A 13,253-nucleotide genomic window follows, 5' to 3' on the forward strand; every position below is an offset into this window, starting at 1 on the left:
GATAGCCATCTAAATGGGCTAAAAATGGCTAAATCTGGCCAAACGGTGTCAAATAGCTGACTAATATCTCAATATTATCTGCGCTATTTTCCTTGTTTGACGGCGATTTATCTCATTTTTGTCGCCATTTTTAAAATGAGGACACGCCCTAGTCAATCCAATATAAAATTGGCATATCTGATGCCAGTAGGACGGTACTTGCCCAAAAATATCTGCATGTTTTTCTTATCACTTCTGCAAAATACCTGTAGTATGAATAAAAAGTTGTCTTGGCTTCGTTGAGTGATATGAACAGCCCTCGATCTCGCACCATTCCTATGCTTATCTGGCGCTCTGTCGTACAGGCCATTACGCTGGCTGTGTTGGCAGGGCTTATATTGTCTTTTATCTATGGTCTGACTTATCATTACAAAGAAACGCATCGGCATATAAATCAGCTTGCCGCGGTATTGACCGCCAGCGCCTCGACAGCAGAAGGGGCAGATATCGTAGCGGAGCAAGTTGCCTTTTTATTAGAAAATGAGCCAAGTATTCAGAGTATTTTATTTTACTCAACCCCTCAGCCTATCAGCGATACCAGTCAATCTAGAGGCGACTGGAAAAACGCCCTGTTTGCCGATACGGTCAGCTTTAATTACCCAGTCGTCAGTAATGACTTGCAACCAGATAGTCTCAAGATAGCCGCTACACTCTCTGATGCTGATGGTTTACTGCGTCAGTCATCAGACGTAGCGGCGTCCTCAAGCACCACAAAAAATGCCAATAGTACGCTGGTCGGTTATATTAATATCACCTTAGATGTCAATAAACTGCGCGCAAGCTGGTTTCAAAGCAATGTTTTATTGTGGTTGGTTACGATTTTGCTGATTGTGATCTGGGTGCTGTATGTCTTACGTAAGCTCAACTGGCCGGTTAGGGATTTGGACGCGCTCACTGAAGTATGCGACATCATCATTAGGACGCCTGAGCTTGAAAAATTGCCCGTTATCGCTCAGCATTTTAATTTTCAGGAGCTGGCGCAAATCAAGCAGGCTTTGATTGTACTGTTTAAACGCTTGCAAGATATCAAACAAGACTATGAAGCGGTGGCGATCTTTGAGCAGCAGCTACACAGCAAAGATGTATCGCTCGATGTTCAGCTGCATAATTTTCAGAGCATGATAACCCACGAGTTAAAAACCTCATTAAATGCCATTGTCGGCGGCTTACAACTGCTAGATTATGAAACCTTGAGCCGAGAGCAAAAAGACGCGGTCGATATTATCAGTAGTGGCAGTGACAAGCTGGTGTCTTCGCTTGAGCATATCATTCAGTTGAATCAGATACAAAAAGGTCAGATGACCATTCATCTTAGTGAGTTTAACCCACTACAGCTGATCGCTGATCTGTTGGCAGAGTTTGAGCCTGCCGCTAAACGTAAGGGCTTAGAGCTGATTAGCCAAGTGCATCATATAGATTATGGCCTACAAGGTGATGTAAAAAAGATACAGCAAATACTCTCGATTTTGCTAAGTAATGCTATTAAGTTTACCTCAGCGGGGCAGGTTACCATTACCTCGCAGCTCACGCATTTTGATAAAAGTAATCGCTGGCAGATTAGCGTAAAAGACACGGGCATCGGCATCGATAATAATCACATCGACGATATTTTTAATCCGTTTTTTCAGGTGGATTCGTCACAAACGCGGCAATACGAAGGCTCAGGAATAGGCTTGCCCGTCGTCAAACAAATGGCCCAGCTGATGGGAGCGAGTATCGATGTCCATAGTGAGCTGGGCGTTGGTACAGAATTTGTCTTGACCATTCCACTACCCAACCAGCAACAAGTCCATCAGCAGCAAGTGCTGGCAGGGCTGAGTATTATTTACTATTATTATCACGAAGCGGGGTTTTTGGTAGAGGAGCTTGAGCGGTTAGGCGCGCAGGTGATCTGCCATCAGCATGAGCAGCTGGCGCTAGATGAGATGCGCCACAAAAAAATCGACATAGTGATGTTTGCAGAAGACGTGTATCCTGCGAGGGCAGAGGCATTGGCCACTCGTATTCGTCAGATAGAAAACGCTGATATCACCCATCGGGCGCTATTGATATACTGGTATCCAAAACACCACGTGCGCAGCTTAGAGAGCTTTGAGCATGGGCTAAAAGCCGCTGGTGTCGACTATTGCCACATGGTGACATATAGTGATAAAGGATTGAGCGATTTGATAAAACGCTGGCTCGTTTAGACATAATATGGTGGGATTAACTACAGACATGGCGAGATGAGTGTGATACTACAAGCCTTGATTTTATGCAAACAAAAAAAGACGCTCCGGTAGATGAGCGTCTTTTTTTGTATATAAGTTATGCCAAGTGCTTAAAAAAAGCTTTGTACCCAGCGAACCACACGCTGCCAAGTGCGGCTCAAAAATCCTGATTGTTCGATGTCACTGGTGGCAATAACAGGCACAGATGCCACTGCTTTGCCGTCGATGACCGCCATCATTTTACCGATGTTTTGTCCTTTTTTGATGGGGGCTTCTAAGCTTTCGGGAATATCGACCACGGTGGTTATTTTGTTTTTTTGCGTCTTACTGGTCAGTATTTGCAAGTTATCGCCTGTGACCAGCTCAATTTCGTCGGTCTCGCCAAACCAGACTGGTACCTTACTGACAAACTGCCCAGCAGGTGCTTTGGTGACGGTGGTAAAGTGACCAAAACCCCAGTTAAGTAGCTCGCGCGACTGGTCGGCACGGGCTTGCGGGCTTTCGGTGCCCATGATCACAGAAATCAGACGCATGCCATCACGTTTGCTCGAGGCGGCCAAGCAGTAGCCTGCAGCGTCTGTATGTCCTGTTTTTAGACCGTCGACCGTGGGATCAGTCGCTAGTAGGGCGTTGCGGTTGCCTTGTGTGATGCCATTGTAGGTAAACTCTTTTTCGGCATACAAGCCATAGTAGTCGCCGCTGTTTTTGATGATGGCACGCGATAGCTTGGCCAAGTCCAGCGCTGAAGCTTTATGGCCTTCGTCAGGCATACCTGTCGAGTTGACAAAATGGGTGTTTTCCATGCCCAGTTTTTCTGCTTGCTCATTCATCAGGATGGCAAACGAGGCTTCGCTACCAGCAATATGCTCTGCCATGGCTTTTGAAGCATCATTACCGGATTGAATGATGATGCCGCGCAGCATGTCGAGGACACTGGCGGTTTTATTGACAGGGACGTACATACAAGACTGACTGCTACTGCCGCGGCACCACGCATTTGGGCTCATCAGCACTTGATCGTCTTCTTTTAGGTCGCCTGAGGCGAGGCGCTGCTCGATGATGTAGCTGGTCATCATTTTTGTCAAAGATGCTGGCGGTAGCGCTTCATTGGCGTTTTTTTGTGCCAAGATTTCACCAGTGTTGTAGTCCATTAATACATAGGCGGTATTGTCCATCTCGGGTGGCTGAATGGCGGCGTTTGCCATCATCGCACTCATAGAAACACTTACACCAACGACCAGCTGTACCAGCTGATTTTTTACACGCTTTACTGTCATATATCGTTACACCGCATCATAAAACCAAAGGTATCTGCCGCTTGCGACTCGCCCCAAACCTCGGTCATTTTTTTCGTATGTCTTAAATATTATATTCAAAAACAAGGGATTAATGATGGCAGTGACGATGGTGCGACAGACATAAAATTAACGCCTTATCTTAGCAAAATGATAACCGATGGGGAATCGATAACTGCAAAAAATAAGGCACCACCAAAAATAAAAAGCCCTGCTTGTATCTATGTCCGCTTATCGCGTTTATCACGTAACTCAGGCTATCTTCACCTATCTATAAGGTATCTTAAAAAACAAACCCAGCGCGATCTTCGGTTGCAAAAAAGCCTGCTGCATGGCCCATCTTCTGGCAATACAGCAAGCTTTTATGTCATCTATCACTCGTCAGAAAAATATTAAAGACATTAAAAATCTTGACGCTTTGTCTCGCTATGGACGCCCGCTTGTGTCGTTTTTTATTGTCGTTGATGATCAATGTTATTTTGGCGTCAAAAGCACAGTGGCACGTTTTTGTTTATTTTTTTAAATCGTCTGTCTTATTATGCTTATCATAAGTGGTGATGAGGGGGTACTAGTATTCAGCATTGGCCAAATCTTCGCACAGCGCTCGGTTGTCTTGCTTAGAAAACCCCATCGTCCAGCTACGAATGCCTTGGAGAATTTGGCGATAGTCTTGCTGCGTTGATAGGTATTGAATCGCCGCTTTGGGGTCTTCTAGTGACGGCATCAGCTCGTGCAACTGCACGTTATAAGACTTATAAAAGCGCTGTTTTTGCTTACCGTTTAGCATCGGCGGACAAATCTCTGAAAGCACTTGCATCACAGCGATTTCATGCTTGGTGATGTTGATGCCAGACATGTCTAAAGGAATGGTCGTCGCAGCATTGTTTGCCGCATAGGAGGCTTGAGACAGCATGGCAACAGACGTTATCAGTCCTGCAAGACCTACCTTGGATGCGGTCTTCGCTAGCACAGAAGCTATAGATAATATCGATTGATTTTTCATTCTGTATTACACTCGCTTATCTTTATTTAATGGTCATATGTTAATGGGTAAAAAAACAAAAGTCACATAAAATATTGATTTATGTGTAGATATATTGTGAGCCAAAGCCATCTTGCAGCAACATATCAGCAGCATCGTCAGCTAAGTTACGTCCGCCTAAAAGTATAAGTTTGTATTGTAGTGCGTTGTTGCCTATTGTAACCTAATGGCAAGTTTTTGCTTATCATTTAATCTGTACTGTCGGTATGACGCTCTGCCATAAATAGTTCAGGATAATTCTGCTAAAGCTGTAAAGCCTTGAATACTGTAGGCTGTGAGCCTTCATATTTGTATCTATTGCATCTATGGTTTGGTCTGCTATGTGTGCGTCAGTGTATGATTGGGGTATAATCGCCATTTATTTTTGCCCTTTTGCTTTTTTGCGCTTTTACTTACGATACCAGTAGGGCGCGCTGATGATCTTTACCATGGGTAGTGAGTTAGCACAATTTATAAGTATAAGGAATAAGGTATCATTGGGCGATAAATTTTACCAATCAACCGTTTTCATGATGGCCTATCATCTAGGCAATGCTGCGCCGAGTATAGCAATATTATGACAAAAAGACTGAAAAGTAGACAAACGGTCAAAGACAAAAACAACGAGAAAATATGAGATTTTTACTTAGCAATGATGATGGCGTACACGCGCCAGGACTATTGGCATTGGCTCAGGCACTATCGACCATCGGTGAGGTAGTCGTCGTCGCCCCAAGCGAAGAGCAAAGTGGCTGCGCAAGCTCGCTTAGTGTCTCAAAGCCGCTGTATGCTCATCAGTTGCCGTCAGGTTTTGTCGCTGTCAATGGCTCTCCTGCCGACTGTATTTATCTGGCATTGCACGAGCTGTACCGTGATACGGACTTTGATTGTATCGTCACCGGCATCAATTCAGGCGCCAATTTGGGACAAGATGTCTTGTTTTCTGGTACCTTTGGCGCGGCATTGACCGCTCAGATTTTTGGTATACCCGCGATTGCCACTTCTTTGGTAGGTGGCGGTGTCAAAGGAAAAAAGGCAGGCAAACGACGAGGGCAAGAGGATGCCAGTCACTATAAAGTGGCTGCTGAGGAGATTGCCAAGCTCATTCGTGAGACCGCTATTTTGTCGACGTGTAAAAGTTTGCCCTATCACGTATTAAACGTTAATATTCCTGATGTGCACAGTAGTGCTGAGATAAAAGGCCGAAAAATCACCACGCTTGGCCATGCTCAGATTGCGCGCCCCGTCCATCATATGGTAGATCCACGCGGGCGAGATGCGTATTGGCTGTCGTTACGCAAACGCAAAAACGCCCACGCCGCATCAGCGCTACATGATGAGGAAGGTGACGAAACTACCCGATTACTAGATCGTCAGGCGCTTAACCCCTTATACCAGCAAACCTATGAGGTGGCAGGTGTGATGACCGACGATAAAGCCGTGGCCGAAAACTATATCAGCCTATCGCCTGTGCGATTACACCATGCGCCAAAAGCTGCGTTAGAGACGTTGTCGAATTTGGCCTTATGAAGATAATTGAGGCGATAAAGGCAAGAGTAATAGCACAAATCATAGACAGCTGAGGTCTGTGGTCATAGGATAGATGACCCAAAAAGCATAATACGTATGAGTGGCACACAAACCACTCAATGAGACAAAAACTGATGAGTGAGAGAAAGAATAGGAACCTTGTATGAAAAAGCTTAACACAGGATCGCACCTTGCAACGTCGGTGTTGATTGGTAGCATGGCCGCCGCTGCGCTAACGATGGTAGGCTGTGCCACCAAACCTACTTATCAGACAGCAAACCAAGCTGCGCCCAAGATCATCACCAACGCACAAGGGGTTCCTAACTACCATCTGGTCCAGCGCGGTGATACCGTCAGCCAAATCGCCGCCCGTTATCGCCTAAATTATCGTCAAATTGGCGCGATCAATGGCTTAGATAGCAAATACACCATCTATAGTGGCCAATGGCTAAAGCTCTGGCAAGGACAGCCAAATGCTGCCAATAACAATCGCTATAACGCGCCTGCTCAGACACGGCCACAGCCTACTTACAACCCGCCTGTCACCAGCACACCTACTAACACCAGCCCTGTCTATGAAGTCACGGCAAACGCCACGTCAGGCTATGAGTACCCGAGCCGCAACCAAGTGACACGTAACTTTGATGCGGCGGCTGGCACGATGGGCATGTGGTTTGCTGGTAATATCGGCGACCCTGTACTGGCGAGCCAATCAGGGACAGTGCTATATGCAGGTAACGGTCTGCCTGAATATGGCAATCTGATCATGATTCGTCATAGTGACAACTATATCACCGCCTACGCTCATAATAGCCAGCTTTTGGTGAAAGAAGGGGACGCGGTGCAGCGAGGCCAACGTATTGCCAATATGGGGAGTAGTGGCCAAACCAATCAAGTGGGCCTGGAGTTTCAAGTACGCTTAAGTGGCAACCCTATTGATCCACGGGCAGTATTGGGACGCTAGTCTTTGTCAGTGCCATGATTGATTGTGCAGCACGGCCTAGCATTGCTGCTCTACCGCTGCTGGTTTTTATTTGCTAAGTTATCCCAAGCCCTAAAAAGATGATAAACGACTGATGAGCGATATGTTGATGAGTGGTATATAGTTACTCTATGTCTATTACTCTGATTTTTGGCAACGGTATGGCTTACCGATAGTACTTATTCACACCTGAGACTTCTTATGATTTTAAAAAAACACTATATTGCTCTTTTCCCAGCGCTAGTCATGGTGGGCTGTACCAGCCAGCAAGCGATGCAAAAACCTAGCAAACCTGTGCGTCAGGCTAACGTGCAGATTACTCAAACTCAGACCATTCAGGTCAAGCCGACCCCCAAGCCTGCTGTCAAACCCCAGCCAGTCGCAAAACCAAGCTATGGCAGTTTTTCTGACTGGAAGTCGGATTTTTCTATGCGCGCCATGGCGTCAGGTCATGATGCACAGACCATCCGCCGCCTGCTAGATTTGGCGTATCTCAATCAGCAAGTCATCTCTTTAGACTCAGGGCAGCCTGAGTTTTCTAAAATGCCGTGGGAGTATGTGGATTCGGCGGTATCAGACGGCAGAGTCAGCACAGGTAAGCGTAAGTTTGCAGAGCAGCGGGCGTTTTTGTCCCAGTTACAGTCGCAGTATGGCGTCAATGCCGAAATCATCGCGGCAATATGGGGGATGGAGTCTTCGTATGGCGCGGTGACGGGCAACAGTAGCATTCCAAGCTCGCTTGCCAGCCTTGCCTATGACGGTCGTCGCCAAGAGTTTGCCGAAACTCAGTTGTTGTCGCTTGCTTCGTTATTGCAGCGCGGCGATGTGTCATGGTCACAGCTTGATGGCTCTTGGGCGGGCGGTATGGGGCAAACCCAATTCATCCCTGATACTTGGCTCAAACAAGGGGTAGATGGCGATGGTGATGGTCACCGCAACCCTTGGGCAACGGGAGATGCATTGGCGTCTACTGCCAATTATCTGAGTAACTCAGGCTGGGTACGCGGCTTAGCGCCTTTTTATGAAGTGAGGATTCCTGCATCTTTTGATTATGCCGTTGTTGGCAGCAAACAGTCGGCGGCCAGATGGGCGGCGCTTGGTATCGATACCATCGATGATGTGTCTTTGGATGCCAATACCCAGATGGAGTTGTGGCTACCGGCTGGCAAAGATGGTCCTGCACTGCTGCTCAGTCCCAATTTTGATGTGATCAAAGTCTATAATAATTCATCAAGCTATGCCCTAGGGGTCAGCTTGTTGGGCAAAGCGCTGGCAGGGCAAGGCGGTCTATATAAATCATGGCCACGTTATGAGCGCCCATTATCGACTGTGCAAGTACGCAATCTCCAGCAGCGCCTGACCAGCATGGGTTACGATACCAAAGGTGCTGACGGTATCGTAGGCACCAATACGCGTAGGGCGTTTCAGCGTTGGCAAGCAGATAATGGCCAGACGCCAGATGGCTTTATTACTCAGCGCAGTGCTGCAAGCCTAGCCTCATGGTGAGCTAGGCTGTTAAACTGGCTGTGTCATCTGGTTGGCTATTAGGGCGTGTTGAACATTCACAAATAGGCACTGCTGATCGCTAAAATTGTTCCAGACAAGGCGCAAAGCGACGATAATGCAGATGCCTTAGCTAGATTTGCAACGCAGTATGGCGCAATTTTAGCATCAGCCGTAGGGACAGGACTCTTTTTTGCCGCTTCATTGGTAAAAATAGACGCTTAGAGCGACTAAGCTTACTATTTTTACCTTCGAATCGTCTAAAAAATAGTCTCTGTTAGTGCCATGGTTGAATGTTCAACACGCCCTAATATTAAGCTGTTAAAGAAGGCATTTTGCTCACGTTCTTGCTAGGCTCTACAGTAAGCTGTTAACAACTACAACAAAAAGCACCTTATTAGGTGCTTTTTTTGCGCTAATCTAGGATTGCTATATCAGCTATAGTCAATCTGATACGCGAGAAAAATAGCTGCTCATTGAGCGATTTAATAGCCGTCAAAAAAAGAAGAGTACCCTTTTATGATTACCATGGAAGCCTTGCAGTTAGCGATAAAAGCGCGCGTAGAAGATTACAATAATAATGATTTTTCTCTAAGGCAAAGAGCTGTTAGGACGTGCGCTTTGCAAGACAGCGGCAATCAGATACTGGCGCAAGATATCGCCTCGCCTTTTGATATACCCAGACAAAACCTATCGTCGATGGATGGTTATGCTATCGCGCAAGGCAGCGAACTATCGGCAAATAGCACTATCGAGATCATCGGTGAGTCACAAGCGGGCAGCGCTTATACAGATCGGCTTGTAGCAGGGCAGGGCGTACGGATTTTTACAGGGGCGGTGGTGCCTGATAGCTGCGATACTGTCATCATGCAAGAAAACACCAACTTTGCAAAAATAAAAGACACAATCGACAAAGCAAAGCCTTATCGGGTAACACTGACCCAAGCGGCCAAAGTGGATAGCAATATTCGCCGGCAAGGCGAAGAGATAGAGGCAGGTGAAGCGGTATTGACAGTCGGTAAGCGCATAAACCCTGCTGATATTAGCCTACTTGCAAGCTTAGGTATCAGCCAAGTCAGCGTCTTTGCGCCGCTTATCGTCGGGCTACTGGCAACGGGCGATGAGCTGGTGGCTGTCGGTGATGAGCTGACAAGTCTAGCGCAAATATACAACTCCAACACCCCAACGTTAAAGACTTTGCTGGCTGGTTTGCCGATTACCATTCGCGACTACGGCATTATCCCTGATGATTTGGATAAGACCACGACTGCTATTAATAAGGCTATGCAAGACTGTGATGTGCTAATCTCGACTGCTGGCGTGTCGGTGGGTGATTATGATTTTTTGACTACCGTCATCGAGCAGCTCGGGCAAATCAACCATTACAAAGTGGCAATGAAGCCTGGTAAGCCTTTCGTGTTTGGGGAGCTTGCTAAAGATTTGGATAAACCAGTACTGTACTTTGGCTTACCTGGTAACCCCTTATCGACAGTCGTTGGTACGCTACAGTTTGTGCTACCGGCACTATGGCAATTGTCAGGCGCGCGCGTATCTGAGCAGCCGATGCAAATACATATCAAGGCTAAACTAACAAACGACATCAAAAAATCAGTCGGTCGCAAAGATTTTCAGCGCGGCGTATTGACGCAAAACGCTGCAGGCGAGTATGAAGTGGAGTGTTTTGCCAGGCAGCAGTCGCATAGAATCAAACAGCTTAGCCTCTCCAACTGCTTTGTCGTGTTGGACAAAGACAGTGGTGATGTCGCAGCAGGTAGTAGAGTCACGGTGCAACCTTTTCCTTGGCTCCATCAGACGGATAGATGAGACGTATAAATCGCAATTGGCAGTAAATTATGAATGATGACAAGCTTAGCATCGGCCGTGCTCAACCGACTATATCAAAGACCGACCCATCACTTATCGCTTTATAGAATTCATGCAGACAAGCGACAACAGCGATCTGTTTTTTGCCCAGCATGCGCATTCGGATAGTATTATCGATTATCGGTGGGTAAGTCAGTTGTCACTTTTTTGATTATTTAAATCTGTATGTGAAGGAGTTTTTATCAGTAAGCCTGCCGCCCATTTTATACCGCTTAATATTGCTATTTGAACGGTTTCTGACAGTCGTACGCTGGCAGAAGATACTTCGGGTCAGTACGGTGAAGGTCTTATTTGATAAATCGATCGATGGTTTTGGTGAGATGTTCCGTCTGATCTCAAAAGAGGAGATTGGCATGTCAACCGTGCAGTCGCGCGCCGTTGCAGGCATGGCAAATCATACCGGTATTTTTTGTTTGCCAGGCTCATCGGGCGCGTGCCGTACAGGGTGGGAGAGTATCTTAAAAGAGCAGCTCGATAGCCGTACGCGTCCGTGCAACTTTGTACCGCATTTTATGGCACAAAACCCGACTCATAATTCACATGACTGACGTTATAAAAGACTCGGCTCATTTGGCAGGCGTGGTCATTTTGGCAGGCGGCGCGTCTACACGGATGGGCGCGGCAAAAGCCCAGCTTAGGTTGCCGACAGGTGAGCGTCTGCTGGATTATCACGTCAGACACACGCTGAATTTGGCTACGTTTGATACTGGTAACAATAAAAGCATCCCTATTATGATTGCTGATAATGGTCGCGGGTTTGACGTTGATTCAGCACTCAAATCTAGCCAGCCGCAAGCCGCTATCATGCACATTGCTGATTATGCTAGCGCTGATAGTCAAGATAAAAACCAAAATGAGAAGGTTGATAAAAGGATTGATGATAAGATCAAGACAGGCGGCGCATTGGTCGCTATCGAGTCGGCTTTGCAAACGGTAATAAAGTCTCAATCATTAAATGCGTTAACAGAAAACCAGTCATTATGGTTATTGGTGATTAGCTGTGATAGTCTGATACCAGCCACCGACTTATGGCAAAAGTTGCAGCCGATAGCGACTCAAACAACCAAAAACCAAGCAGCTGATAAAAAGGTGATTTGCTTAGCTGATGACAGTCACTTATATCCGCTGTTAGGGCTTTATCCATTAAGCCTTGAGCCTGATTTAAAGGCCTATATCGATAATGGCGCGCGGCGAGTTATGCCCTTTATCACACCTTATTTACAAGCGGCATTCTTTCCAAACAGTTGGCAGTATTTGACCAACTTTAATACGCCTACGGAATTTGAGCGCGCCTGCCACTTGCTAAGCACTCTATAGCGTGGTATTTATCACCCCAGTCGCAGGCGGCTAGGCAAGGGGGTAGAGATAGTAAGTAGAAACCATGAGTAGAGATAACATATGATAGACAACGTCCACAGCCATTCTATGACCATCAAACGCAGCGTTGATGAGGTCTATGCCATTGCACAGCGTGATGGCTTTGCATTGTTAGATATCGCCATAGACGAGGATAGATTGAAACGCGGGTTGGACAATGACAGCTGCGGTGCGTTTGTTTGCTTTGAAGGGCGAGTGCGTAATCATAATAATGCCACGAGCGTTGATCGACTTACTTATTACGGTTATGAAGACTTAGCAATCAACCAAGGCCGCGCCATTATAGAGGAAGCCAAAAAGCGTTTTGAGATCACTCATGCCATAGCGATACACCGCATTGGAGCGTTAGAAATTGGTGACGTGGCTGTGTGGGTGGGAGTGGTGTCGGCGCATCGCTATCCAGCATTTGATGCGTGTCGCTGGATACTCGATGCCATTAAGGCCGATATTCCTGTGTGGAAGCAAGAGTATTACGAGGATGCGCCCTCTAAATGGCTGAGCAACAATGGGTAGTCCTCTAGCTACTATTAGTACCTCTGCGTGTTTGCTATTGGCATTAAGTGCTTGTACAGCAGATAACAGTACGAATACAGAATCGGCAGCTGCGACAAGTGCTGAGCACCAAACATTACGTATCGCTGCGGCAGCCAACTTATCTGATGTCTTACCCAGCATTATTGACAGTTATCAGGTGGATCATAGGGTTTCTGATAGCATCTCTGACAAAAGTGACTTAGATATTGACGTTACTTACGCGTCATCTGGCAAGTTGTATGCGCAAATAATAGCAGGCGCGCCTTATGATGTGTTTTTATCAGCCAATCAAGAGTTCCCTGCTAAGCTTGCTGATAAGATTCCCAAAGATAGTACGACGCATCAACCTTTTACCTATACGCAAGGTCAGCTGGCGCTATATAGCGTCAACAAACCTTTGGATGAATTCAGTCCAAAAGTGCTGAGTGATATGTTGATAAGCGCCAGCAGTAGCAAGATTGCTATTGCCAGTCCTGAGCTTGCACCTTATGGCGCGTCGGCACAGTCTTACTTGCAGGCGCAAAAGTTATATGACCCTTTAGTGCAGCAAAAACGCATAATACAAGCAGAAAACATCGGGCAAGCCTTTCAATATGCGTATACAGGCAGTGTCGATTATGGCTTTGTCGCGCAATCACAAATTAGCGCTATCAATGCGAAACCTGAGCAATTTATTACCTTAGCGCCTGAGTCTTATCCGGCTATTTTGCAAGATGGTATTATCATTAGTGATAAACCTGCTAACATAGATTTTACGAACTATTTGCGTTCAGCCGAGGGGCAGCGATACTTCTTACAAGCAGGGTATTTAACCGTGCAATAGCAATCTCTTAGATACAATAAACCTTTGTGAATACAATGAGCCATGAGAAATGACA

11 protein-coding genes and 2 pseudogenes are annotated in these 13,253 nt (G+C 46.4%); 11 read left to right on the plus strand and 2 right to left on the minus strand.

Annotated elements, in window-relative coordinates:
• Positions 1-287 precede the first annotated feature (287 nt).
• Positions 288-2,228 (plus strand): sensor histidine kinase, encoded by a 1,941-nt coding sequence (locus ACNFVB_RS04710; RefSeq protein WP_430738245.1) that lies wholly within the window; start codon positions 288-290, stop codon positions 2,226-2,228.
• A 131-nt stretch (positions 2,229-2,359) separates the two neighbouring features.
• Here the strand turns inward: ACNFVB_RS04710 and ACNFVB_RS04715 are convergent, their stop codons facing one another.
• Positions 2,360-3,526 carry a D-alanyl-D-alanine carboxypeptidase family protein gene (locus ACNFVB_RS04715; protein WP_430738246.1) on the minus strand — a complete coding sequence of 389 codons (1,167 nt, stop codon included), beginning with the start codon at positions 3,524-3,526 and terminating at the stop codon, positions 2,360-2,362.
• Positions 3,527-3,875: 349 nt separating this feature from the next.
• Between ACNFVB_RS04715 and ACNFVB_RS04720 the strand changes: the two genes are divergently transcribed.
• Positions 3,876-4,067, plus strand: a complete 192-nt coding sequence (locus tag ACNFVB_RS04720) for a hypothetical protein (RefSeq protein WP_430738247.1) — start codon at positions 3,876-3,878, stop codon at positions 4,065-4,067.
• Between the two features lie 45 nt (positions 4,068-4,112).
• Here ACNFVB_RS04720 and ACNFVB_RS04725 read toward each other — a convergent pair whose 3' ends face one another.
• Positions 4,113-4,547, minus strand: a complete 435-nt coding sequence (locus ACNFVB_RS04725; protein ID WP_075101516.1) for an MCR_0457 family protein — start codon at positions 4,545-4,547, stop codon at positions 4,113-4,115.
• Positions 4,548-5,198: 651 nt separating this feature from the next.
• On the opposite strand from ACNFVB_RS04725, the gene surE reads away from it, so the two are divergent.
• From surE to modA, 9 genes and pseudogenes are all read left to right on the plus strand, one after another.
• Positions 5,199-6,095, plus strand: a complete 897-nt coding sequence (gene surE / locus ACNFVB_RS04730; protein WP_430738248.1) for a 5'/3'-nucleotidase SurE — start codon at positions 5,199-5,201, stop codon at positions 6,093-6,095.
• Between the two features lie 163 nt (positions 6,096-6,258).
• A complete protein-coding gene (locus ACNFVB_RS04735) occupies positions 6,259-7,059 on the plus strand; it encodes a peptidoglycan DD-metalloendopeptidase family protein (RefSeq protein WP_430738249.1) in 801 nt (266 codons plus the stop codon).
• Positions 7,060-7,278: 219 nt separating this feature from the next.
• Positions 7,279-8,583 (plus strand): lytic murein transglycosylase, encoded by a 1,305-nt coding sequence (locus ACNFVB_RS04740; RefSeq protein ID WP_289056598.1) that lies wholly within the window; start codon positions 7,279-7,281, stop codon positions 8,581-8,583.
• Positions 8,584-9,099: 516 nt separating this feature from the next.
• Positions 9,100-10,404 carry a molybdopterin molybdotransferase MoeA gene (locus tag ACNFVB_RS04745; RefSeq protein ID WP_430738250.1) on the plus strand — a complete coding sequence of 435 codons (1,305 nt, stop codon included), beginning with the start codon at positions 9,100-9,102 and terminating at the stop codon, positions 10,402-10,404.
• A 67-nt stretch (positions 10,405-10,471) separates the two neighbouring features.
• A pseudogene (locus ACNFVB_RS04750) lies at positions 10,472-10,585 on the plus strand (GTP 3',8-cyclase MoaA); the annotation flags it as partial.
• A 157-nt stretch (positions 10,586-10,742) separates the two neighbouring features.
• Positions 10,743-11,012: pseudogene (locus ACNFVB_RS04755) on the plus strand (molybdopterin-binding protein); the annotation flags it as partial.
• Entirely contained in the window at positions 11,005-11,781 is a 777-nt protein-coding gene (gene mobA / locus ACNFVB_RS04760) for a molybdenum cofactor guanylyltransferase (RefSeq protein WP_430738251.1), read from the plus strand. The pseudogene ACNFVB_RS04755 and the gene mobA, both read left to right, overlap by 8 nt.
• A 108-nt stretch (positions 11,782-11,889) precedes the next feature.
• Entirely contained in the window at positions 11,890-12,354 is a 465-nt protein-coding gene (locus tag ACNFVB_RS04765) for a molybdenum cofactor biosynthesis protein MoaE (RefSeq protein ID WP_430738472.1), read from the plus strand.
• Complete coding sequence (gene modA / locus ACNFVB_RS04770; RefSeq protein WP_430738252.1) at positions 12,347-13,198, plus strand: molybdate ABC transporter substrate-binding protein; 852 nt, start codon at positions 12,347-12,349, stop codon at positions 13,196-13,198. The genes ACNFVB_RS04765 and modA overlap by 8 nt, the downstream gene beginning before the upstream one ends.
• Positions 13,199-13,253: the final 55 nt, after the last annotated feature.

It is taken from the genome of Psychrobacter sp. VH5 (assembly GCF_050572635.1).
In the GTDB taxonomy this organism is placed as follows: Bacteria; Pseudomonadota; Gammaproteobacteria; order Pseudomonadales; family Moraxellaceae; genus Psychrobacter; species Psychrobacter celer.

What these genes read in the sequence shown, in the direction of transcription:
- ACNFVB_RS04735 (WP_430738249.1), top strand. Translation starts at nt 6,259, where the DNA reads ATGAAAAAGCTTAACACAGGATCGCACCTTGCAACGTCGGTGTTGATT.
- ACNFVB_RS04740 (WP_289056598.1), top strand. Translation starts at nt 7,279, where the DNA reads ATGATTTTAAAAAAACACTATATTGCTCTTTTCCCAGCGCTAGTCATG.
- ACNFVB_RS04710 (WP_430738245.1), top strand. Translation starts at nt 288, where the DNA reads ATGAACAGCCCTCGATCTCGCACCATTCCTATGCTTATCTGGCGCTCT.
- surE (WP_430738248.1), top strand. Translation starts at nt 5,199, where the DNA reads ATGAGATTTTTACTTAGCAATGATGATGGCGTACACGCGCCAGGACTA.
- ACNFVB_RS04725 (WP_075101516.1), bottom strand. Translation starts at nt 4,547, where the DNA reads ATGAAAAATCAATCGATATTATCTATAGCTTCTGTGCTAGCGAAGACC.
- ACNFVB_RS04765 (WP_430738472.1), top strand. Translation starts at nt 11,890, where the DNA reads ATGACCATCAAACGCAGCGTTGATGAGGTCTATGCCATTGCACAGCGT.
- ACNFVB_RS04745 (WP_430738250.1), top strand. Translation starts at nt 9,100, where the DNA reads ATGATTACCATGGAAGCCTTGCAGTTAGCGATAAAAGCGCGCGTAGAA.
- ACNFVB_RS04720 (WP_430738247.1), top strand. Translation starts at nt 3,876, where the DNA reads ATGGCCCATCTTCTGGCAATACAGCAAGCTTTTATGTCATCTATCACT.
- mobA (WP_430738251.1), top strand. Translation starts at nt 11,005, where the DNA reads ATGACTGACGTTATAAAAGACTCGGCTCATTTGGCAGGCGTGGTCATT.
- modA (WP_430738252.1), top strand. Translation starts at nt 12,347, where the DNA reads ATGGGTAGTCCTCTAGCTACTATTAGTACCTCTGCGTGTTTGCTATTG.
- ACNFVB_RS04715 (WP_430738246.1), bottom strand. Translation starts at nt 3,526, where the DNA reads ATGACAGTAAAGCGTGTAAAAAATCAGCTGGTACAGCTGGTCGTTGGT.